The following is a 20,690-nucleotide window of genomic DNA, read 5'->3' as shown; positions in this document are numbered from 1 at the left end:
TAGTCGGCAAGATCCTGCCCTAAAGCAAACAAACAACGCCGCGAGCGGTAATTCCCTCGCGGCTCGCTCTTTCAAGGAAAATCATGCAAAACCAAAAGATCCGCATCCGCCTGAAGGCATTCGACTATCGCCTCATCGACCAGTCCGCGCTCGAAATCGTTGACACGGCCAAGCGTACCGGCGCCGTGGTGAAGGGGCCCGTTCCGCTCCCTACCCGCATTCAGCGTTTCGACATCCTGCGTTCGCCGCACGTGAACAAAACCTCGCGCGACCAGTTCGAGATCCGCACTCATCAACGCCTGATGGACATCGTCGATCCGACCGACAAGACGGTTGACGCACTGATGAAGCTCGACCTGCCTGCCGGCGTGGACGTGGAAATCAAACTGCAATAAGAAACGCGCGGAACTGCATTTCATGCATTCGGCTATTGAATAATGCTCGTTTCCGCGCTATACTACCCGGCTTTCGTGCGAGTCCAATTGTGACTCGCGCTTTTCAAGTGGTGCAAACATCAGCCCCGCCCAATCGTAGGCGGGAATGGAGAAAACAATGAGCCTAGGCCTTGTTGGTCGCAAGGTTGGTATGATGCGCATTTTCACGGACGATGGGGACACGATTCCCGTCACCGTGCTGGACGTGTCGAACAACCGCGTGACACAAATCAAAACGCCTGAAACGGATGGTTATTCCGCCGTGCAGGTTACCTTCGGTCAGCGCCGCGCATCCCGCGTGAATAAAGCCGCAGCCGGCCACCTCGCGAAAGCAGGTGTCGAGGCTGGAACCGTCCTCAAAGAATTTCGTATCGATACCGCCAAGCTTGCAGACCTGAAGGCTGGCGACGTTATCGGCGTGAGCCTGTTCGAAGCAGGTCAGAAAGTTGACGTGCAAGGCGTGTCGATCGGTAAGGGTTATGCCGGCACGATCAAGCGCTACAACTTCGGCTCCGGCCGCGCGACTCACGGTAACTCCCGCTCGCACAATGTCCCTGGTTCCATCGGTATGGCACAGGATCCCGGTCGAGTGTTTCCGGGCAAGCGCATGACTGGCCACATGGGCGACGTCACCGTGACCGTGCAAAACCTTGAAATCGCCCGCGTGGACGCTGAGCGCCAGCTGCTGCTGGTCAAGGGTGCGGTTCCGGGTGCAAAGAACGGTCAAGTGATCGTTTGTCCCGCCGTTAAAGTCAAAGCCAAGAAGGGAGCCTAATCGATGGAACTCAAGCTCCTGAATGATCAGGGTCAAGCTGCTTCTAACGTCGCTGCGCCGGACACGATCTTCGGTCGTGACTACAACGAAGCGCTGATCCATCAAGTCGTCGTTGCCTACCAGGCAAATGCGCGCAGTGGAAACCGCAAGCAAAAAGACCGCCGTGAAGTAAGTCACACGACCAAGAAGCCGTGGCGTCAAAAAGGCACGGGCCGTGCTCGTGCCGGTATGTCGTCCTCGCCGCTGTGGCGCGGAGGCGGTCGCATTTTCCCGAATACGCCCGACGAAAACTTTTCGCACAAGGTCAACAAGAAAATGTATCGCGCAGGTATCTGCTCGATCCTTTCCCAGTTGGCGCGCGAAGGTCGTTTGTCTGTTGTCGAGAGCCTGTCCATTGATGCGCCGAAGACCAAGCTGCTGGCGCAGAAGTTGAAGGGCATGGGCCTGGACTCCGTGCTCGTGATTACTGATAGCCTCGATGAAAACATGCTGCTCGCTTCGCGCAACCTGCCGAACGTGCTGGTCGTCGAGCCGCGTCATGCTGATCCGGTATCGCTGGTGTTCTACAAGAAAGTTTTGATCACTAAGCCGGCATTGGCCAAGATTGAGGAGATGCTGGCATGAGCGCGAATGTGAAACATAGCGAAGAGCGTTTGATGAAGGTGTTGCTGGCTCCGGTGATTTCGGAGAAAGCTACTTTTGTCGCAGAAAAGAACGAACAAGTTGTTTTCCGTGTTGCTCCCGATGCGACCAAGCCGGAAATCAAGGCTGCCGTCGAGCTGCTGTTCAAGGTGCAGGTGGAGTCGGTTCAGGTGTTGAATCGCCAGGGCAAGCAAAAGCGCGCCGGCCGTTTCATGGGTCGTCGCAACCATACTCGCCAGGCGTATGTCTGCCTGAAGCCGGGTCAGGAAATTAACTTCACCGAGGAGGCTAAGTAATGGCACTCGTGAAAACGAAACCGACGTCGCCCGGACGTCGCGGCATGGTAAAGGTCGTTAATCCCGACCTGTACAAAGGCCGCCCGCTCGCTGGGCTCGTCGAAAAGAAATCGAAGACCGCCGGCCGCAACAATAACGGTCACATCACCACCCGTCATATCGGTGGTGGCCACAAGCACCATTACCGCGTGGTCGACTTCCGCCGCAACAAGGATGGCGTCGCCGCCAAAGTGGAGCGCCTGGAATACGATCCGAACCGTAGCGCCCATATCGCTCTTCTGTGCTACGCCGACGGCGAGCGTCGCTACATCATCGCGCCCAAGGGCGTGGCGGTCGGCGATCAGCTCATGAACGGATCCGAAGCGCCGATTAAAGCCGGCAATTGCCTGCCAATCCGCAATATACCGGTCGGTACGACGATGCACTGCGTTGAGATGTTGCCGGGCAAGGGCGCACAGCTCGCGCGCACCGCAGGTGCCGCCGTCGTGTTGATGGCGCGCGAAGGCACTTACGCTCAAGTTCGTCTGCGTTCCGGCGAGGTTCGTCGCGTGCACATCGAGTGCCGCGCAACAGTTGGTGAAGTTGGTAATGGCGAGCACAACCTGCGCAAAATCGGTAAGGCCGGTGCCACCCGTTGGCGCGGTATCCGTCCGACGGTACGTGGTGTGGTGATGAACCCGATCGACCACCCGCACGGTGGCGGTGAGGGGCGCACCTCCGCCGGTCGTCACCCGGTGTCGCCATGGGGTCAGCAGACCAAGGGTAAGAAGACGCGTCGCAATAAGCGCACGACTTCGATGATCGTCTCGCGCCGTGGCAAGAAATAAGGGGTAACACATGACACGTTCATTGAAAAAAGGGCCGTTCTGTGACGCCCACCTGGTGAAGAAAGTTGAAGCTGCGCAGGCCACGAAAGACAAGAAGCCGATCAAGACTTGGTCGCGCCGCTCGACGATCATGCCGGATTTCATCGGCTTGACGATCGCGGTGCATAACGGCAAGCAGCATGTGCCGGTTTATGTTTCAGAAAACATGGTTGGCCACAAACTCGGCGAATTCGCGTTGACCCGGACGTTCAAGGGCCACGCTGCCGACAAGAAGGCTAAGAAATAAGGTCCGATGATGGAAACTAAAGCTACCCTCCGTGGCGCGCGCCTGTCGGCCCAAAAAGGCCGACTGGTTGCCGACCTGATCCGCGGTAAAAAAGTCGATCAAGCGCTCAATATCTTGGCCTTCAGCCCGAAGAAAGGCGCGGTCCTCATCAAGCAGGTGCTCGAGTCTGCCATTGCAAATGCCGAGCACAACGACGGCGCCGACATCGACGAGCTCAAGGTCAAGACGATCTACGTCGAGAAGGGCGGAGTCCTGAAGCGCTTCACCGCACGCGCGAAAGGCCGCGGTGATCGCATCTCTAAGCAAACCTGTCACATTTACGTGACTGTCGGCAACTAAGGAGTCACGATGGGACAGAAAATTCATCCGACCGGTTTCCGTCTTGCGGTCACCCGCAACTGGGGCTCTCGCTGGTATGCAGGCAATAACAATTTTGCCAGCATGCTCAACGAGGATCTCGAGGTTCGCGCCTACCTCAAGAAGAAACTGAAGAATGCCTCCGTTGGTCGCGTTTTGATCGAGCGCCCGGCGAAGAACGCCCGCATCACCATTTACAGCTCGCGTCCTGGCGTCGTTATTGGCAAGAAAGGCGAGGATATCGAGGTTCTCAAGACCGACCTCACCAAGCTCATGGGCGTGCCGGTTCACGTGAACATCGAGGAAATCCGCAAGCCGGAGACCGATGCTCAGCTAATCGCCGACTCTATCGCCCAGCAGCTGGAAAAGCGGATCATGTTCCGCCGCGCGATGAAGCGCGCCATGCAGAATGCGATGCGCCTTGGTGCCCAGGGCATCAGGATTGCTTCCTCCGGCCGTTTGAACGGCATCGAAATCGCACGAACCGAGTGGTATCGCGAAGGGCGTGTGCCGCTGCATACACTGCGCGCCGACATCGACTACGGCTTCGGCGAAGCTGAAACGACCTATGGGATCATCGGAATCAAGGTTTGGGTCTACAAGGGCGACCGGCTTGCAAGCGGTGAAGCCCCGACGATCGAGGCTCCTGCCGATGAAGAGAAGAAGCGCCGTGGCCCGCGCCGCGACGATGGAAAACCCGGCGCCCGTCCGCGCACGAAGCGGCCTGAAGGACAAGCGGCCGGCGCAGGTGCCGCTCCGGCAGGCAAGCGCGTCCGCGCCAAGAAGGAAGGCGCAGCCGACAGCGCTGCCGCACCGGCTGAGAAAGCAGGAGAATAATCATGCTGCAACCAGCACGCAGAAAATATCGTAAAGAGCAAAAGGGTCGCAACAAGGGCATATCGCACGATCGCGGTACCGCGGTTTCGTTCGGCGAATTCGGTCTGAAGGCGATCGGACGCGGTCGCATTACCGCCCGTCAGATTGAGGCCGCCCGTCGTGCCATGACACGCCACATCAAGCGCGGTGGAAGGATCTGGATTCGCATTTTCCCGGACAAGCCAATTTCACAAAAGCCGGCCGAAGTCCGTATGGGTAACGGCAAAGGTAATCCTGAATACTACGTGGCCGAAATCCAGCCTGGAAAAGTGCTGTATGAAATGGATGGCGTGGACGAAGCGCTGGCACGCGAGGCGTTTCGCCTGGCTGCAGCCAAACTGCCGCTTTCGACCGCCTTCGTAGTACGCCAGGTTGGCCAATAAACTGGAGTGGAAAATGAAAGCATCTGAACTCCGCGATAAAGATCAAGCTGCGCTCGCAAAGGAGCTGAGCGATTTGTTGAAAGCGCAATTCAGCTTGCGCATGCAAATTGCGACTCAGCAACTGAACAATACCGCGCAACTGAAAAAGGTGCGTCGCGATATCGCACGCGTGAAAACCGTCATGAACCAGAAGGGCGCAAAACAATGAACGACCAAGTGAAGCAAGCATTGAAGCGCACGCTGGTTGGGAAAGTGGTCTCGGACAAGATGGACAAGACCGTCACCGTGCTGGTGGAGCGCCGCGTGAAGCATCCGTTGTACGGCAAAATCATCGTGCGCTCGAACAAGTACCATGCGCATGATGAAAACAACCAAGCCAAGGAAGGCGATACCGTGGAAATCCAAGAGGGTCGACCGATCTCCAAGACCAAGGCCTGGACTGTTACTCGAGTCGTGCAGCAGGCGCAAATTATCTAATTAGTGGTTGCGCGCCCGGCATTCATGTGCCATAATGTCGGGCTTCGTCTCGTTGCAAAGAAGATGTTGCGGCGAGCCCGAAATACCGAGTGCGAGCAAGGTATCCATCGGATCAGTAAGTCGTTTCACAAATGTCCACCTCATCGGCGTTGCGTTTCAAAGGCCGCGTCTGACGGGACCAAGACTGACCGCAAGTGCGCATTGGGCGTCGAGAGCGGATTAAGTTGGGAAAGAGAATACTATGATTCAAACTGAAAGCCGGCTCGAAGTAGCCGACAACACGGGTGCGCGCGAAGTCCTGTGCATCAAGGTGCTGGGCGGCTCCAAGCGTCGCTACGCAAGCATTGGCGACGTCATCAAGGTAACCGTCAAGTCCGCAGCTCCGCGTGGTCGGGTCAAGAAGGGCGAGATCTACAACGCTGTCGTTGTGCGTACCGCCAAAGGCGTGCGCCGCCAAGATGGCTCCCTGGTTAAGTTCGACGGCAACGCCGCAGTGTTGCTAAACAATAAGCTTGAGCCGATCGGCACACGCATTTTTGGTCCGGTGACCCGTGAGTTGCGTACCGAGCGCTTCATGAAGATTGTGTCGCTCGCTCCGGAAGTTCTGTAAGGAGTCGTCATGGATAAGATTCGGAAAAACGACGAAGTTATCGTCCTGACCGGTAAGGATAAGGGCAAGCGCGGTGTTATCAAGCAACGCGTCGATGTCAATTATGTGGTGGTCGAGGGGGTCAATGTGGCCAAGAAAGCCGTGCGGCCGAACCCGATGACCGGTGCAACCGGCGGCATCGTCGACAAGGCGATGCCGATTCATGTGTCCAATGTTGCTCTGGTAAACCCGGCAACTGGCAAGGCAGATCGCGTGAGCTTCAAAGATGTGGGTGGCAAAAAAGTCCGCGCTTTCAAGTCCAACGGCGAAGTTGTGAAGGTGTAAGACATCATGGCCCGTCTACAGCAATTTTACAAAGAAAAAGTCGTTACCGAGTTGACCAAGAAGTACGGTTATAAGTCGGCAATGGAGGTTCCGCGCCTCACCAAAATCACCCTGAACATGGGTCTTTCGGAAGCGGTCGCCGACAAAAAAGTCATTGAGCACGCGCTCGGCGACATGACCAAGATCGCCGGCCAGAAGCCCGTGATCACCAAGGCTCGCAAGGCGATCGCCGGCTTCAAGATTCGCGAAGGTTACCCGATTGGCTGCATGGTGACCCTGCGCGGCGCCCGCATGTACGAATTCCTTGACCGCCTCATCACCGTGGCCCTGCCGCGTGTGCGTGACTTTCGCGGCGTGTCAGGTCGGGCTTTCGACGGTCGTGGCAATTACAACATGGGCGTGAAAGAGCAGATCATCTTCCCTGAGATCGAGTACGACAAGATCGACGCGTTGCGTGGGATGAACATCAGCATCACGACAACCGCGAAGTCCGACGACGAGGCGAAAGCGCTTCTCGCCGCATTTAAATTTCCGTTTAGAGGCTGAGGCTGCCATGGCAAAACTGGCACTGATTAACCGCGAGCAAAAGCGCGCCGACTTGGTAAAGAAGTACGCCGCCAAGCGCGCTGCGTTGAAGGCGATCATCGACGATCAATCGAGGTCGGAAGAAGAGCGTTACGAAGCGCGACTGAAGTTGCAGGCTCTGCCTCGTAACTCTGCGCCTACCCGCCAGCGTAAGCGTTGCGCCATGACCGGTCGTCCTCGCGGCACCTTCCGCAAGTTCGGCCTAGCGCGAACCAAGATCCGTGAAATCGCCATGCGCGGCGAAATTCCGGGCATGACCAAAGCTAGCTGGTAATAGGAGAAGATCCAATGAGTATGAGCGATCCTATCGCCGATATGCTGACCCGCATTCGTAATGCGCAAGGCGTTCAAAAGACCACGGTCGTAATGCCGTCGTCGAAAGTGAAAGTCGCAATCGCCAACGTCCTGAAAGACGAAGGCTACATTGAGGATTTCGCGGTTTCCGAAGCTGCCGGCAAGGCAGAGCTGAAGATTGGCCTGAAGTATTACGCCGGTCGTCCGGTGATCGAGCGCCTCGAGCGCGTATCCCGGCCCGGCCTGCGGATTTACAAAGGTAAAGATCAGATCCCCAGTGTTATGAACGGCCTGGGGGTGGCAATCGTATCAACGCCGAAGGGCGTAATGACTGACCGCAAAGCGCGCGCGACCGGTGTCGGTGGCGAAGTCATTTGCTACGTGGCCTAAGGAGCGGAACATGTCTCGTGTAGGTAAAATGCCGATCGCGCTCCCCAAGGGCGCTGAAGTGAATGTCTCGGCAGGACAGATTACATTGAAGGGTCCCCTGGGAACCCTGTCGCAGCCCTTGAATTCTCTGGTCAAGGTAAATGTTGACAATGGCACCCTGACGTTCGAAACGGCAAATGAAAGCCGTGAAGCGAACGCCATGTCGGGCACAATGCGTGCTCTCGTCAACAACATGGTTAACGGTGTCACCAAAGGCTTCGAGCGGCGCCTGACTCTGGTTGGCGTTGGCTTTCGTGCCCAAGCACAGGGTGACAAGCTGAACCTGTCGCTCGGTTTCTCGCATCCCGTCGTGCATCAGATGCCGCAGGGTGTTAAATGCGAAACACCGACCCAGACCGAGATTCTTATCAAGGGTATCGACAAGCAGAAAGTTGGCCAGGTTGCCGCGGAAGTTCGTGCCTACCGCAGCCCCGAACCGTACAAGGGCAAGGGCGTCCGCTATGCGGACGAGGTGGTAGTGCTTAAAGAAACCAAGAAGAAGTAATAGGGGTTGACGATGGACAAGAAACAATCACGTCTGCGTCGGGCGCGCCAAACTCGCGCAAAGATTGCAGAGTTGAAGGTGAATCGGCTGGCAGTGCATCGCACCAACCTGCACATTTACGCAAACATCATTGGTCCGGACGCCAAAGTTCTGGCCTCTGCATCAACTGCGGAAGCCGAGGTGCGCCAGGAATTAGCTGGCAAATCCGGCAAAGGCGGGAACGTGGCTGCGGCCGCCCTCGTCGGCAAGCGCGTGGCAGAGAAAGCGCTCAAAGCTGGCGTCACAGAAGTGGCGTTTGATCGCTCGGGCTTCCGCTACCATGGTCGTGTGAAGGCGGTTGCAGATGCAGCACGCGAAGCCGGCCTGAAGTTCTAAGGAAAATCGTCATGGCAAAAATGCAAGCAAAGGCGCCTCAGGGCGAAGAGCGCGACGACGGTCTGCGCGAAAAGATGATCTCCGTCAACAGGGTCACGAAGGTGGTCAAGGGCGGACGTATCATGGGTTTTGCTGCCCTCGCAGTCGTAGGTGACGGTGATGGCCGAATTGGCATGGGCAAGGGCAAGTCGAAGGAAGTGCCGGTAGCCGTGCAGAAGGCTATGGAAGAGGCCCGCCGCAAGTTGATCAAGGTAACGCTGAAAAATGGTACCCTGCAGCATACGGTCACCGGCAGGCATGGCGCCTCTACCGTGATGATCTCTCCTGCAAAGGATGGTACCGGTGTCATCGCGGGCGGCCCGATGCGTGCAATCTTCGAGGTAATGGGTGTAACCAACGTAGTGGCGAAGTCGCATGGTTCGACCAACCCCTATAATATGGTGCGCGCAACCCTCGACGGCTTGGCAAAGATGAGCACGCCTTCGGAAATCGCAGCCAAGCGCGGCAAGTCTGTCGAAGAAATTTTGGGTTGAGGTGGTCCGAATGGCAAACACAATCAAGGTCAAACTGGTCAAAGGCTTGATCGGAACACGCGAATCGCACCGTGCTACAGTGCGCGGCTTGGGCTTGCGCCGTGTTAATTCCGTTTCGGAGTTGCAGGACACGCCAGCCATTCGCGGCATGATCAACAAGGTCTCGTATCTCGTGAAAGTGGTGTCGTAAGCCGAAAGGCTTGCGGACGGAGCAAAACATGGAATTGAACAACATTCAACCGGCGGAAGGCGCAAAGCACGCCAAACGGCGTGTCGGCCGCGGCATCGGTTCCGGCCTCGGCAAGACCGCGGGCCGTGGTCATAAAGGGCAGAAATCCCGTTCGGGCGGCTTCCATAAGGTCGGCTTCGAAGGCGGTCAGATGCCGTTGCAGCGTCGCCTGCCGAAGCGTGGTTTCAAGTCGCTCGCGACACCATACAAGGCGGAAGTGCGACTGTCCGGTTTGGAAACCCTGCCTGTCGGCGAGGTGGACATCCTAGCGCTGAAACAGGCCGGACTGGTGCCTGAATTGGCCCGTGCAGTGCGTGTCATTAAGTCCGGTGAGTTGACCAAAAAGGTGACTCTGAAGGGCTTGGCTGCTACCAAGGGTGCGAAAGCCGCGATCGAAGCTGCTGGTGGTTCAGTCGCTTAAGCAAATTTGAAGTCGGAGCAATAATTGGCGACTAGCCCTCAACTTGCGAAAAGTGCAGCGAGCGGATTTCCCTGGGGCCGTCTGTGGTTTTTGCTTGGTGCGTTAGTGGTATACCGCATCGGTGCGCACATTCCTGTGCCGGGCATTGACCCGGCGCAGCTGTCGCAGCTGTTCAAGCAGAATCAGGGCGGTATCCTCGGCATGTTCAACATGTTCTCCGGCGGTGCCCTGTCGCGCTTCACGATTTTCGCGCTCGGGATCATGCCTTACATTTCGGCATCGATCATCATGCAGCTGATGTCCGTTGTTTCTCCCCAGCTGGATGCGTTGAAGAAGGAAGGTGAGGCCGGTCGTCGGAAGATCACGCAGTATACGCGCTACGGCACGCTGGTTCTCGCAACGTTCCAGGCGCTCGGCATCGCGGTTGCGCTGGAGTCGCAGCCCGGATTGGTGATCGACCCCGGCTTGGCATTCCGCTTTACCGCGGTAGTCACCTTGGTTACCGGGACGATGTTCCTGATGTGGCTCGGCGAACAGATCACGGAGCGCGGGCTTGGCAACGGCATCTCGATCATCATCTTCGCTGGCATTGCAGCGGGATTGCCGAACGCGATCGGTGGGCTGCTTGAACTGGTGCGAACCGGATCGATGAATGCACTTTCAGCCATCCTGATCTGCCTGATCGTTGCGGCGGTGACATACCTGGTGGTGTTCATCGAGCGCGGGCAGCGCAAGATCCTAGTGAATTACGCGAAGCGCCAGGTGGGCAACAAGATCTACGGCGGTCAGAGCAGCCATCTGCCGCTCAAGTTGAACATGGCAGGCGTGATTCCGCCGATCTTCGCTTCGTCGATCATTCTGTTTCCGGCGACGATCACAAGTTGGTTTACGTCGGGCGACACGAGTAATCCTTTCGTGCGGTTTTTGAAGGACCTCGCGGCGTCCCTGGCGCCGGGTGAGCCGATCCATGCATTGCTGTATGCCATTGCCATTGTGTTCTTCTGTTTCTTCTATACGGCGCTGGTATTTAACAGCAAGGAAACGGCAGACAACCTGAAGAAAAGCGGTGCTTTTGTGCCGGGTATCCGACCAGGCGAACAGACAGCGCGTTACATCGACAAGATTCTGATGCGGCTGACTCTGGCTGGGGCCTTGTATATCACCCTGGTTTGCTTGCTGCCCGAATTTTTGATCGCGCGGTGGAAGGTGCCGTTCTACTTTGGCGGAACCTCGCTGCTGATTATTGTGGTGGTAACGATGGACTTCATGGCGCAGGTGCAGAATTACGTGATGTCCCAGCAGTATGAATCGTTGCTGCGTAAGGCGAATTTCAAGGGCGGAATGCCTTCGCGCTAAGCTAAGGATACGAACGATCGCATGGCAAAAGACGACGTCATCCAGATGCAAGGGGAGATTCTCGAAAACCTCCCGAACGCAACATTTAGAGTGAAGTTGGAAAACGGGCATGTCGTGCTCGGTCACATTTCGGGGAAAATGCGAATGAACTACATTCGTATCCTGCCTGGAGACAAGGTGACCGTGGAATTGACTCCCTACGATTTGAGTCGGGCACGTATCGTGTTCCGTACCAAGTAAAGATCGAATCAAGAACTGTAAGGAAGAGGGCGAAAATGAAAGTGCTCGCATCAGTGAAGCGGATCTGCCGCAACTGCAAGATCATCAAGCGCAAAGGCGTCGTTCGTGTTATCTGCACGGAGCCGCGCCACAAGCAGCGTCAAGGTTAATCAACGTTATTGATTGAGGAATAACGAATGGCACGTATTGCAGGGGTCAATATCCCCAACCACCAACATACCGTTATCGGACTGACCGCGATTTACGGCATCGGCCGTCCGCGCGCCCAGGAAATCTGCGACAAGACCGGTGTTCCCACCACCAAGAAGGTCAAGGATCTGGACGACAACGAGCTTGAGAAGCTGCGTGACGAAGTCGGCAAGTTCGTGGTGGAGGGTGACCTGCGCCGTGAAGTGTCGATGAGCATCAAGCGCCTGATGGACCTGGGCTGCTACCGTGGCTTGCGTCATCGCAAAGGCCTTCCGGTCCGTGGTCAGCGTACCCGCACCAATGCCCGTACCCGTAAGGGGCCGCGCAAGGCAGCGGCATCGCTGAAGAAATAATCCAGAATAAATCGGATTCAAGGAAAACATTATGGCAAAAGCCCCCTCTAGCGCCGCCGCAGCGCGAGTGCGCAAGAAAGTAAAGAAAAACGTTGCCGAAGGCGTCGCGCACATCCACGCGTCCTTCAACAACACGATCATCACGATTACCGACCGCCAAGGCAATGCGTTGTCTTGGGCTACGTCAGGTGGCGCCGGCTTCAAGGGCTCCCGCAAGTCGACTCCTTTCGCGGCACAAGTCGCGGCTGAAGCCGCCGGCAAGGTTGCGATGGAGTACGGGGTGAAAAACCTTGAAGTCCGCATCAAGGGCCCGGGCCCTGGTCGCGAATCTGCAGTGCGTGCGCTGAACAACCTCGGTATCAAGATCACGCAGATCCAGGATGTGACACCGGTTCCGCACAACGGCTGCCGCCCGCCGAAGCGCCGTCGTATCTAATTGCTGTAAAAGGCAGTAGCGAAAGTTGCCCGCCAACACCCTTGGCGGGTTTTGTTCTTAAGACCACCGTTTGATTGATGTCGAATCAGACTAGCGCCTAACGATGTCGGCCAAGCCGGATATCACCTGGGGCGTCATCACAAAAAGGAAATACTCGTGGCACGTTATATCGGACCTAAAGCAAAGCTTTCCCGCCGTGAAGGCACCGACCTGTTTTTGAAGAGCTCCCGCCGCTCCCTGGATTCCAAGTGCAAGCTGGATTCCAAGCCGGGCCAGCATGGCCGCACCTCGGGCGCGCGCACTTCCGACTACGGCAACCAGCTTCGCGAGAAGCAAAAGGTCAAGCGCATCTATGGCTTGCTGGAGCGCCAGTTCCGCCGCTACTTTGCCGAGGCAGACCGCCGCAAGGGCAATACCGGTGAAAACCTGCTGAAGCTGCTTGAATGCCGCCTCGACAACGTCGCATACCGCATGGGCTTTGGCTCGACCCGCGCCGAAGCGCGCCAGCTGGTCAGCCACAAGGCGTTCACGGTCAATGGCCAAGTGGTGAACATTGCGTCGTATCAGGTAAAGACCGGCGACGTCATCGCCGTACGCGAAAAGGCCAAGAAGCAGGCTCGCATCGTCGAAGCGCTGTCCCTCGCCGAGCAGAGCGGCTTGCCGTCCTGGGTATCGGTGGATGCCAAGAAGATGGAAGGTACGTTCAAGTCTCTCCCGGACCGTTCTGAAATCGCTGGCGACGTGAACGAGTCGCTGATCGTCGAATTGTATTCGCGCTAATTCCCATTTCCGCCCATCCCGTCAGGGGTGGGCATTTCTGTAATGCCATCAGCCTTATCGGTGTAACGAGCCGAGGGTATTGAAAAGGACATTCCATGCAAAATAGCCTGTTGAAACCCCGTATTATCGAAGTCGAAGCACTCGGCACCGGCCACGCAAAAGTCGTGATGGAGCCGTTCGAGCGCGGCTACGGACACACTCTCGGCAACGCCCTGCGTCGCGTTCTGCTTTCCTCCATGGTTGGCTATGCTCCGACCGAGGTGACGATCGCCGGCGTCGTGCACGAATATTCTTCACTCGACGGCGTGCAGGAAGACGTGGTCGACATTCTGCTGAACCTGAAAGGTGTCGTGTTCAAGCTGCACAATCGCGACGACGTGACTCTGACGCTGAAAAAGGAAGGCGAAGGTCCGGTTCTGGCTTCCGATATCGATTTGCCGCACGACGTCGAACTCATCAATCCAGATCATGTGATCGCGCATCTCACTGCGGGCGGCAAGCTCGACATGCAGATCAAGGTTGAAAAAGGTCGTGGCTATGTGCCGGGCAACGTGCGCCGTCTGTCGGAAGACGCCAACAAGACGATCGGCCGCATCATCCTCGACGCGTCGTTCTCGCCGGTTCGCCGCGTGTCCTACTCGGTCGAATCCGCCCGCGTGGAGCAGCGTACCGACCTCGACAAGCTGGTAATGAATATCGAAACCAACGGCGTGATCTCGCCGGAAGAAGCGATTCGCCAGTCGGCTCGCGTGCTGGTCGATCAGCTGAATGTGTTCGCCGCCCTTGAAGGCACAGAAGCTGCAGCCGAGGCACCGTCTCGCGCTCCAGCAGTGGATCCGATCCTGCTGCGTCCGGTGGACGACTTGGAGCTCACCGTGCGTTCGGCGAACTGCCTCAAGGCCGAAAACATCTACTACATCGGCGATCTGATCCAGCGCAGCGAAAACGAACTGCTCAAGACCCCGAACCTCGGCCGCAAGTCCCTGAACGAAATCAAGGAAGTGCTGGCATCCCGTGGTTTGACCTTGGGCATGAAATTGGAAAACTGGCCGCCCGCCGGCCTGGAAAAATAATGGCACGGGAGCGCAAGCTCCCGGTCATTTAGGCAGCAAACCCGTTAGCGAATTACCGGCCCGCGGCAGCAAAGCACTTGCTGCCGATAGAAGAGCTGGCATGAAAACTGAAACCAGAAAGGAAATAACATGCGTCACCGTCACGGCCTCCGCAAACTGAACCGCACCTCGTCGCATCGCCTCGCCATGCTCCGCAATATGACCGTTTCGCTGCTGCGCCACGAAGCGATCAAAACCACCCTGCCGAAGGCGAAGGAACTGCGCCGCGTGGTCGAACCGATCCTCACGCTGGGCAAGACTGACAGCGTAGCCAACAAGCGTCTCGCCTTCAACCGCCTGCGTGACCGCGAAATCGTCGGCAAGCTGTTCAGCGAACTCGGCCCGCGTTATGCCGCCCGCAATGGTGGTTATATCCGCATTCTGAAGATGGGCTTCCGCCAGGGCGACAATGCGCCGATGGCCTTTGTCGAACTCGTTGACCGCCCGGAAATCAGCGACGCCGCAGAAGTGCCCTCCGCTGAATAAGCGCTGCTGCACGCAGATCAAAAAGCCAGGCAACGCCTGGCTTTTTGCTTTTGTATGTCTTCGTTTTGAATGTGGCAAGATGTAGGTTTTTTGAAGGAAGCACCTGACAGCATGGCAGGACAAGGCATTCTCTCTGTCACCGACTTGCGCAAATCCTACGGCAATGGCGCCGCTAAGCACGCGGTGGTCAATGGTCTGTCGTTCTCTCTTCGGCGCGGCGAGTGCTATGGACTGCTCGGCCCGAACGGTGCCGGGAAGACCACCACGCTGCGCCTTTGTCTCGGGCTTACTGCGCCGGATAGCGGCGACATCACGCTCGTCGGCAAGCGCATCCCGGCGGAAGCCCGGCCGGCACGCCTGCGGGTGGGCGTGGTGCCCCAGGGTGACAACCTCGATCCCGATTTCACCGTCGCGGAAAACCTGCTGGTGTTTGGCCGCTACTTCGGCATGAGCGACGTCGATATCGAGCGCCGGATTCCGCGCCTGCTCGAGTTCGCCAACCTCACTGGGAAGAAGGATGCAAGGATAGGCGAGCTGTCCGGCGGCATGAAGAGGCGCTTGACCTTGGCAAGGGCACTGGTGAACGATCCCGACCTGATCTTCATGGATGAGCCGACCACCGGCCTCGACCCGCAGGCCCGCCACATGATCTGGGATCGCCTGAAGAGCCTGCTTAGCGAAGGAAAGACGATCCTGCTCACCACGCACTTCATGGACGAGGCGGAGCGCTTGTGCGACCGGCTGGCGGTAATCGACCATGGCCAAATGATCGCGGAAGGGGCGCCGCGCGACTTGATCCGGCAGCATATCGAAGCTGAAGTCGTCGAAGTCTACGGCGACCAGGCCGTCGCATGGGGTGAGGCGGAAGGCCGCGGAAGAGCGGCGCGCCTCGAGGTCAGCGGAGAAACGGTTTTCTGCTATACGAACGACGCGCAGCCCTTGCTGGACGCCTTACACACGGCTAGAGGTGTGCGCTATCTGCATCGCCCAGCCAACCTCGAAGATCTATTCCTGAAGCTGACCGGCCGCGAGATGAGGGATTAAGCCATGCAAGCAAGCATATACGCATTTCCTGCATTTTCGATACGCTTCCTGCCGATCTGGCGCCGCAATTTCCTGGTATGGAGAAAGCTCGCCGTGGCCAGCGTGCTCGGCAACATCGCGGAACCGCTCATTACATTGATCGCCTTCGGCTACGGCCTGGGAAGCCTGCTGCCCGCCATCAACGGTGTTTCCTACATTCAGTATCTCGCATCCGGTTCGATCTGCATGTCTGTCATGATGGCAGCTTCGTTTGAGGCGCTGTATTCGGCCTTTTCACGCATGCATGTCCAGAAAACCTGGGAAGCCTTGCTGAATGCGCCGCTCGCGCTGGACGACGTAGTCCTGGCGGAAATGTTGTGGGCAGCGACCAAGTCGCTCTTTTCCGGCGCTGCGATCCTGCTGGTGATCTTCATGCTTGGCATCGGCCTGCATCCCCAGGTGGTGCTGGTCTTGCCCTTGTTGTTCATTGTCGGAATGACCTTCGCATCCCTTGGGCTCGTGATGAACGCACTGGCAAAAGGCTATGATTTTTTTACTTATTACTTCACCTTGCTCCTGACACCGATGATGTTCCTGTCAGGCATCTATTATCCGGTCGCCCAGTTGCCGGCATGGCTGCAGAATCTGTCTTCACTTCTGCCATTGACTGCGGCAGTCAATCTGGTACGGCCGCTCATCCTTGGCGAATGGCCACGCAATCCGGCCCTGGATCTTGCTATCCTGTTCGCATACTGTATCGCCGGCTTTTACGTCGCGACCATCCTGACGCGACGCAGACTCCTGAAATAAGCGGAACCAGATTTCGGACCACGACCATGCAAACGCCACTGCTTGTCTTGACCAACTTGCCCGATATGCAGACCGCGCAAGCGATGGCGCGTGCACTGGTCGACCAGCACCTCGCTGCCTGCGTCAACATACTGCCAGCGGTCCACTCCGTCTATCGCTGGCAGGGGGCAGTGGAAGAGGCTGACGAAGTCACGCTGCTGATCAAGACACAGCAAGTGCGTTATGCGGAACTGGAAGCGGCAATCAAGTCGGTGCATCCCTACGAACTACCGGAAATCATCGCCCTGCCAACAAGCGGCGGCTTGCCGCAATACCTGGCCTGGATTGCACAGGAAACGAAAAAGAATGTGGACGTTTAAGCGCTTTATCCAACCCTGCCCGGGCAATGTCGCCACCGCGCTCCTCGCCAAGGCGACTGTCGCGCTTGCCATGCTTGGTCTTCTCGCCATGGTGTCGGTTACATACGCAAGTGAAGATTATCTCGAGCCCGGGGCGGCATTTCGGTTTTCGGCCAAGATGATCGACGCGAAAACCGCCGAGGTCACTTACAAGATCGCCGACGGCTACTACATGTATCGCGAGCGCTTTGCCTTCAGGGCAAACGGAGCGAAGCTGGGTGAGCCGATTTTTCCAGAAGGGAAGGTCAAGTTTGACGAGACATTCCAGAAAGAGGTGGAAACTTACCGGCACCAGGTCAGCATCCGGATCCCGGTAGAGGCGGCTGGTCCTTTCACCCTGACTTCGACCGGCCAGGGATGCGCGGATAAGGGCCTTTGCTATCCGCCGATGGAATCCAGCGCGACCCTGAATCCTTCCGGCAGTGCCGTGCTTGCCACCGTCGGCATCGCCCAGCAGGCCACGGACCCCGCCAGAGATGCGCCTTTAATGACTGCCGCCCCGTCCGCACAAAGCGATTCCGACATGGGCCGGCTGGAAGCGTCGCTGAAAAGCGGCCGGCTGCTCGCGATCGCGCCCTTGTTCTTCCTGCTCGGGCTGGGCTTGGCATTCACGCCCTGCGTACTGCCGATGGTGCCAATCATTTCCTTCATCATCGTCGGCGAAGGTGCCAAGGCAAGCCGCATCCGCGGCCTCGCCTTGTCCGGCACGTATTCGCTCGGCATGGCCCTGGTTTATACCGCGCTCGGCATTGCCGCCGGGCTAATTGGGGAAGGACTGTCGGCAGCCCTGCAAAATCCCTGGGTACTGTCGACCTTTGCCGTTCTCATCGTGCTGCTTTCGCTCTCGATGTTCGGCGTATATCAATTGCAGCTGCCGGCGTCGCTCCAGACCAAAATGACCGAAGCATCGGGAAAGCAAAGCTCGGGCAAATTGTTCGGCGTGTTTGTCATGGGTGCAATTTCCGCCCTGATCGTGGGACCCTGCGTCGCCGCACCACTTGCAGCCGCATTGCTCTACATTAGCCAGACGCACGATGTCATGGTGGGTGGGGGCGCTCTGTTTGCGATGGCGGCCGGCATGAGTGTGCCCTTGCTGCTGGTCGGCGTCTCCGCCGGTTCGCTGCTGCCGCGTGCCGGCGCCTGGATGGAGGGGGTCAAGCGCTTCTTCGGTGTGCTGATGCTGGGCCTGGCCTTGTGGATCGTTTCGCCGATCATTCCCGGCTGGGCGCAGATGGCAGCTTGGGCGGCACTCGGCTTGGGCTATGGCGCCTATCTGCTGACCATCAGGAGGGCGGGATGGGCCTCGGTCGCATTCGGCCTGCTCGTAATGATTTTGGGCCTGGTGCAATTGGTCGGGCTGGCTACCGGTGGTCGCGATGCGCTTGCGCCGTTGGCCCACATGACCAACAGGAATTCGGAAAAGGCCGAGTTCCGCCGGGTGAAATCGCTGGCAGAACTGGATGCAGCCATTGCCCAGGCCAAGGGCAAGAACGTGATGCTGGATTTTTATGCCGACTGGTGCGTCTCCTGCAAGGAAATGGAGAAGTTCACCTTTGCCGATCCCCGCATCCAGGCACAATTTGCGGACATGCTCCTGCTGCAGGCAGATGTGACGGCAAACAATGACGACGACAAGGCCCTGCTGAAGCGCTTTCGCCTGTTCGGCCCGCCCGGCATCCTCTTTTTCGACAGGGAAGGACGCGAAATCGAGGGCGCGCGGGTCATCGGCTACCAGAATGCGGATAAGTTCCTCAATTCATTGCAGCGTGCGACCGGTTCCTGATCTACGCGCTCACCCGCTGGCAGGACGGGTGTTCAAACAGATATATGGGATCCGATATAAAGAGCTAACTTCTCTATCGTTGAAAGTTGTAATTCGAGCCCCTATATTATTTGCTCAACAATTTCTAGGAGAAAAACATGGCTTTGCGTCTCGGCGATACCGCACCCGACTTTGAGCAGGAAAGCTCGATCGGCAAGATCAAGTTCCATGAGTGGGCAGGCGATTCCTGGGTCGTCCTGTTCTCCCATCCGGCCGATTTTACGCCGGTTTGCACCACCGAACTCGGCCTGACCGCCAAGCTCAAGCCCGAATTCGACAAGCGGAATGTGAAGGCAATTGCCCTGTCGGTCGATCCGGCGGAAAAACACAATCAGTGGATCAAGGATATCGAGGACACCCAGAAGACAGTCGTAGGCTTTCCCATCATTGCCGATGTGGACAAGAAGGTTTCCGCTCTGTATGACATGATCCATCCGAATCAGTCCGAAACGGCGACCGTGCGCTCCCTGTTCGTGATCGACCCGAAAAAGAAGGTGCGCCTGATCATCACTTATCCCATGAGCACCGGCCGCAACTTCGATGAAGTGATGCGCGTCATCGATGCACTCCAGCTTACCGACGGTTATACCGTCGCAACTCCGGGCAACTGGCGCGACGGCGACGATGTGATCATTCCCCTGAGCATTCAGGATGAAGCGGTGCTCAAGCAGAAATTCCCGAAAGGCTATACCGCTCCGCGGCCCTATCTGCGCATCACCCCGCAGCCGAACAAATAAACAATTCGCCCTCCAAGGAAAAAAGCGCCTTGCCGGCGCTTTTTTCATGTCTGAAGTGCATGCATCGCTGCCAAGGAGGCAGCCTCAGGCACCGTGCTGCTTCAGGCGTCGCGCGATATCCCGAGCGAAATAAGTCAGCACCCCATCTGCACCGGCGCGCTTGAAGGCCATCATGGCTTCCATCATGGTCTTGTCATGATCGAGCCAGCCGTTTTGCGCCGCAGCCTTAATCATCGCGTACTCGCCGCTGACCTGATAGGCAAAGGTCGGCACCTTGAACTCCTCCTTGACGCGACGCACGATGTCGAGATAAGGCATGCCCGGCTTGACCATCACCATGTCGGCGCCTTCCGCAAGGTCCATGGCCACTTCGCGCAAGGCTTCATCGCTGTTGGCTGGATCCATCTGGTAAGTGGCCTTGTCGCCCTTGCCCAAGTTGCCGGCCGAGCCGACTGCATCCCGGAAAGGGCCGTAGAAAGCCGACGCGTACTTGGCAGAATACGCCATGATCCGGGTGTAGATGTGCTTGTTCGTTTCGAGGGCCGAGCGGATGGCGCCGATGCGGCCGTCCATCATGTCGGAAGGCGCAACGATATCCACGCCCGCATCCGCCTGCACCAGCGCCTGCCTCACGAGCAGAGCGCAGGTCTCATCGTTCAGCACGTAGCCATTCTGGTTGAGGACACCATCCTGGCCGTGGCTGGTGTAAGGGTCCAGTGCCACATCAGTCAGGATGCCGAGTTCCGGGAAGCGGCGCTTGAGTTCACGCACCGCGCGCGGTACCAGGCCTTCGGGATTGACGGCTTCGATGCCATCGGGAGTTTTCAGGCTGGGATTAATGACAGGGAACAAGGCCATCACGGGAATCCCAAGCGCGACGCAATCTTCCGCAACATGCAAAAGCAAATCGACGGAAACGCGCTCCACCTCGGGCATCGAAGGCACTTTTTCCCGCTGATTCTTTCCCTCCAGTATGAATACCGGATAAATCAGGTCGGCCGTCGTGATCGTGTGCTCGCGCATCAGCGCTCTGGAAAAAGCATCCTTGCGCATGCGGCGCATCCGGATGGCGGGAAACTGGTTGTTGGGCAATGTAGAAGACATAGGAAGAAAAACAGTAATTACTCAAAAAAAACGTAAAAATTTTCGAAACTTTTTTCGCCGGGGACCCTCTCAGCAATGGGTGATTTACTCACCTCCCGCTTCTCCTCCCTGAGCGGGGCCTATCGTGGCATTAGCGATAAGGCGTTACTGCCCTGGAGATCTTCCCCTTTCTCCAGGGTTTTTTTG

Annotated in this window: 35 protein-coding genes; 34 read left to right on the top strand and 1 reads right to left on the bottom strand. The window is 57.4% G+C overall.

All coding sequences use genetic code 11. The features are described from left to right. Nucleotides 1-83 precede the first annotated feature (83 nt). The 34 genes from rpsJ to HGHM_RS01285 all read left to right on the top strand — a co-directional run bounded on the left by rpsJ (nucleotide 84) and on the right by HGHM_RS01285 (nucleotide 19,400). On the top strand, nucleotides 84-395 hold the full coding sequence (gene rpsJ, locus HGHM_RS01455) for a 30S ribosomal protein S10 (RefSeq protein ID WP_019139724.1): 312 nt from the start codon (nucleotides 84-86) through the stop codon (nucleotides 393-395). A gap of 145 nt (nucleotides 396-540) precedes the next feature. Then, on the top strand, nucleotides 541-1,209 hold the full coding sequence (gene rplC / locus HGHM_RS01450; RefSeq protein WP_019139723.1) for a 50S ribosomal protein L3: 669 nt from the start codon (nucleotides 541-543) through the stop codon (nucleotides 1,207-1,209). 3 nt (nucleotides 1,210-1,212) lie between these two features. Further along, complete coding sequence (gene rplD / locus HGHM_RS01445; protein WP_019139722.1) at nucleotides 1,213-1,833, top strand: 50S ribosomal protein L4; 621 nt, start codon at nucleotides 1,213-1,215, stop codon at nucleotides 1,831-1,833. Continuing rightward, on the top strand, nucleotides 1,830-2,147 hold the full coding sequence (gene rplW / locus HGHM_RS01440) for a 50S ribosomal protein L23 (RefSeq protein ID WP_019139721.1): 318 nt from the start codon (nucleotides 1,830-1,832) through the stop codon (nucleotides 2,145-2,147). Before rplD ends, rplW begins: the two co-directional genes overlap by 4 nt. Beyond that, complete coding sequence (rplB, locus tag HGHM_RS01435; protein WP_019139720.1) at nucleotides 2,147-2,974, top strand: 50S ribosomal protein L2; 828 nt, start codon at nucleotides 2,147-2,149, stop codon at nucleotides 2,972-2,974. The genes rplW and rplB overlap by 1 nt, the downstream gene beginning before the upstream one ends. Before the next feature lie 10 nt (nucleotides 2,975-2,984). After that, the gene (rpsS, locus tag HGHM_RS01430; protein ID WP_007875308.1) at nucleotides 2,985-3,260 is read left to right on the top strand and encodes a 30S ribosomal protein S19; all 276 of its coding nucleotides are present in this window, start codon (nucleotides 2,985-2,987) and stop codon (nucleotides 3,258-3,260) included. A gap of 6 nt (nucleotides 3,261-3,266) precedes the next feature. Beyond that, complete coding sequence (gene rplV / locus HGHM_RS01425) at nucleotides 3,267-3,599, top strand: 50S ribosomal protein L22 (RefSeq protein WP_019139718.1); 333 nt, start codon at nucleotides 3,267-3,269, stop codon at nucleotides 3,597-3,599. Nucleotides 3,600-3,608: 9 nt separating this feature from the next. Continuing rightward, nucleotides 3,609-4,454, top strand: coding sequence for a 30S ribosomal protein S3 (gene rpsC, locus HGHM_RS01420; protein WP_019139717.1), 846 nt, complete (start codon nucleotides 3,609-3,611; stop codon nucleotides 4,452-4,454). A gap of 2 nt (nucleotides 4,455-4,456) precedes the next feature. Then, entirely contained in the window at nucleotides 4,457-4,876 is a 420-nt protein-coding gene (gene rplP, locus HGHM_RS01415) for a 50S ribosomal protein L16 (RefSeq protein WP_019139716.1), read from the top strand. 13 nt (nucleotides 4,877-4,889) lie between these two features. Then, nucleotides 4,890-5,084, top strand: coding sequence for a 50S ribosomal protein L29 (gene rpmC, locus HGHM_RS01410; RefSeq protein ID WP_019139715.1), 195 nt, complete (start codon nucleotides 4,890-4,892; stop codon nucleotides 5,082-5,084). Continuing rightward, nucleotides 5,081-5,353, top strand: coding sequence for a 30S ribosomal protein S17 (rpsQ, locus tag HGHM_RS01405; RefSeq protein WP_019139714.1), 273 nt, complete (start codon nucleotides 5,081-5,083; stop codon nucleotides 5,351-5,353). The genes rpmC and rpsQ overlap by 4 nt, the downstream gene beginning before the upstream one ends. A 241-nt stretch (nucleotides 5,354-5,594) precedes the next feature. Continuing rightward, nucleotides 5,595-5,963, top strand: coding sequence for a 50S ribosomal protein L14 (gene rplN / locus HGHM_RS01395; RefSeq protein ID WP_020693799.1), 369 nt, complete (start codon nucleotides 5,595-5,597; stop codon nucleotides 5,961-5,963). A gap of 9 nt (nucleotides 5,964-5,972) precedes the next feature. Beyond that, entirely contained in the window at nucleotides 5,973-6,287 is a 315-nt protein-coding gene (gene rplX / locus HGHM_RS01390) for a 50S ribosomal protein L24 (protein ID WP_019139712.1), read from the top strand. Nucleotides 6,288-6,293: 6 nt separating this feature from the next. Then, nucleotides 6,294-6,833: a 50S ribosomal protein L5 gene (rplE, locus tag HGHM_RS01385; protein ID WP_019139711.1), complete on the top strand. Its 540-nt coding sequence runs from the start codon at nucleotides 6,294-6,296 to the stop codon at nucleotides 6,831-6,833. 7 nt (nucleotides 6,834-6,840) lie between these two features. Continuing rightward, nucleotides 6,841-7,146: a 30S ribosomal protein S14 gene (gene rpsN, locus HGHM_RS01380; RefSeq protein ID WP_019139710.1), complete on the top strand. Its 306-nt coding sequence runs from the start codon at nucleotides 6,841-6,843 to the stop codon at nucleotides 7,144-7,146. 14 nt (nucleotides 7,147-7,160) lie between these two features. Continuing rightward, nucleotides 7,161-7,556 carry a 30S ribosomal protein S8 gene (rpsH, locus tag HGHM_RS01375; protein ID WP_019139709.1) on the top strand — a complete coding sequence of 132 codons (396 nt, stop codon included), beginning with the start codon at nucleotides 7,161-7,163 and terminating at the stop codon, nucleotides 7,554-7,556. Nucleotides 7,557-7,566: 10 nt separating this feature from the next. Then, nucleotides 7,567-8,100 (top strand): 50S ribosomal protein L6, encoded by a 534-nt coding sequence (gene rplF / locus HGHM_RS01370; RefSeq protein ID WP_026075594.1) that lies wholly within the window; start codon nucleotides 7,567-7,569, stop codon nucleotides 8,098-8,100. A 12-nt stretch (nucleotides 8,101-8,112) separates the two neighbouring features. Next, nucleotides 8,113-8,475: a 50S ribosomal protein L18 gene (rplR, locus tag HGHM_RS01365; protein WP_026075593.1), complete on the top strand. Its 363-nt coding sequence runs from the start codon at nucleotides 8,113-8,115 to the stop codon at nucleotides 8,473-8,475. Nucleotides 8,476-8,486: 11 nt separating this feature from the next. Beyond that, a complete protein-coding gene (rpsE, locus tag HGHM_RS01360; protein ID WP_019139706.1) occupies nucleotides 8,487-9,008 on the top strand; it encodes a 30S ribosomal protein S5 in 522 nt (173 codons plus the stop codon). A gap of 10 nt (nucleotides 9,009-9,018) precedes the next feature. After that, on the top strand, nucleotides 9,019-9,198 hold the full coding sequence (rpmD, locus tag HGHM_RS01355; protein ID WP_019139705.1) for a 50S ribosomal protein L30: 180 nt from the start codon (nucleotides 9,019-9,021) through the stop codon (nucleotides 9,196-9,198). A 28-nt stretch (nucleotides 9,199-9,226) separates the two neighbouring features. Further along, the gene (rplO, locus tag HGHM_RS01350) at nucleotides 9,227-9,658 is read left to right on the top strand and encodes a 50S ribosomal protein L15 (protein WP_019139704.1); all 432 of its coding nucleotides are present in this window, start codon (nucleotides 9,227-9,229) and stop codon (nucleotides 9,656-9,658) included. A gap of 24 nt (nucleotides 9,659-9,682) precedes the next feature. Next, nucleotides 9,683-11,014, top strand: coding sequence for a preprotein translocase subunit SecY (gene secY, locus HGHM_RS01345; RefSeq protein ID WP_026075592.1), 1,332 nt, complete (start codon nucleotides 9,683-9,685; stop codon nucleotides 11,012-11,014). 21 nt (nucleotides 11,015-11,035) lie between these two features. After that, complete coding sequence (gene infA, locus HGHM_RS01340) at nucleotides 11,036-11,254, top strand: translation initiation factor IF-1 (protein ID WP_005663428.1); 219 nt, start codon at nucleotides 11,036-11,038, stop codon at nucleotides 11,252-11,254. 35 nt (nucleotides 11,255-11,289) lie between these two features. Beyond that, nucleotides 11,290-11,403, top strand: a complete 114-nt coding sequence (rpmJ, locus tag HGHM_RS01335; RefSeq protein ID WP_014004415.1) for a 50S ribosomal protein L36 — start codon at nucleotides 11,290-11,292, stop codon at nucleotides 11,401-11,403. A 27-nt stretch (nucleotides 11,404-11,430) separates the two neighbouring features. Then, a complete protein-coding gene (gene rpsM, locus HGHM_RS01330) occupies nucleotides 11,431-11,796 on the top strand; it encodes a 30S ribosomal protein S13 (RefSeq protein WP_019139702.1) in 366 nt (121 codons plus the stop codon). Nucleotides 11,797-11,827: 31 nt separating this feature from the next. Beyond that, on the top strand, nucleotides 11,828-12,232 hold the full coding sequence (gene rpsK / locus HGHM_RS01325) for a 30S ribosomal protein S11 (protein WP_019139701.1): 405 nt from the start codon (nucleotides 11,828-11,830) through the stop codon (nucleotides 12,230-12,232). A gap of 156 nt (nucleotides 12,233-12,388) precedes the next feature. Next, the gene (gene rpsD, locus HGHM_RS01320; RefSeq protein ID WP_019139700.1) at nucleotides 12,389-13,012 is read left to right on the top strand and encodes a 30S ribosomal protein S4; all 624 of its coding nucleotides are present in this window, start codon (nucleotides 12,389-12,391) and stop codon (nucleotides 13,010-13,012) included. A 95-nt stretch (nucleotides 13,013-13,107) separates the two neighbouring features. Continuing rightward, nucleotides 13,108-14,085, top strand: a complete 978-nt coding sequence (locus HGHM_RS01315; protein WP_019139699.1) for a DNA-directed RNA polymerase subunit alpha — start codon at nucleotides 13,108-13,110, stop codon at nucleotides 14,083-14,085. A gap of 129 nt (nucleotides 14,086-14,214) precedes the next feature. Continuing rightward, nucleotides 14,215-14,610, top strand: a complete 396-nt coding sequence (gene rplQ, locus HGHM_RS01310) for a 50S ribosomal protein L17 (RefSeq protein ID WP_019139698.1) — start codon at nucleotides 14,215-14,217, stop codon at nucleotides 14,608-14,610. Between the two features lie 111 nt (nucleotides 14,611-14,721). After that, a complete protein-coding gene (locus tag HGHM_RS01305; RefSeq protein ID WP_019139697.1) occupies nucleotides 14,722-15,654 on the top strand; it encodes an ATP-binding cassette domain-containing protein in 933 nt (310 codons plus the stop codon). Between the two features lie 3 nt (nucleotides 15,655-15,657). Beyond that, nucleotides 15,658-16,443, top strand: a complete 786-nt coding sequence (locus HGHM_RS01300) for an ABC transporter permease (RefSeq protein WP_019139696.1) — start codon at nucleotides 15,658-15,660, stop codon at nucleotides 16,441-16,443. A gap of 26 nt (nucleotides 16,444-16,469) precedes the next feature. Then, the gene (cutA, locus tag HGHM_RS01295) at nucleotides 16,470-16,802 is read left to right on the top strand and encodes a divalent-cation tolerance protein CutA (protein ID WP_019139695.1); all 333 of its coding nucleotides are present in this window, start codon (nucleotides 16,470-16,472) and stop codon (nucleotides 16,800-16,802) included. Continuing rightward, nucleotides 16,789-18,624: a protein-disulfide reductase DsbD gene (dsbD, locus tag HGHM_RS01290; RefSeq protein WP_019139694.1), complete on the top strand. Its 1,836-nt coding sequence runs from the start codon at nucleotides 16,789-16,791 to the stop codon at nucleotides 18,622-18,624. Before cutA ends, dsbD begins: the two co-directional genes overlap by 14 nt. A 137-nt stretch (nucleotides 18,625-18,761) precedes the next feature. Next, nucleotides 18,762-19,400 (top strand): peroxiredoxin, encoded by a 639-nt coding sequence (locus HGHM_RS01285; protein WP_019139693.1) that lies wholly within the window; start codon nucleotides 18,762-18,764, stop codon nucleotides 19,398-19,400. A gap of 84 nt (nucleotides 19,401-19,484) precedes the next feature. On the opposite strand, the gene hemB is transcribed toward HGHM_RS01285, so the two are convergent. After that, entirely contained in the window at nucleotides 19,485-20,504 is a 1,020-nt protein-coding gene (gene hemB / locus HGHM_RS01280; protein ID WP_026075591.1) for a porphobilinogen synthase, read from the bottom strand. Nucleotides 20,505-20,690: the final 186 nt, after the last annotated feature.

It is taken from the genome of Noviherbaspirillum massiliense JC206, assembly GCF_000312045.1.
Lineage (GTDB): Bacteria > Pseudomonadota > Gammaproteobacteria > Burkholderiales > Burkholderiaceae_D > Noviherbaspirillum > Noviherbaspirillum massiliense.
This window is presented reverse-complemented; position numbering and strand designations above follow the sequence as displayed.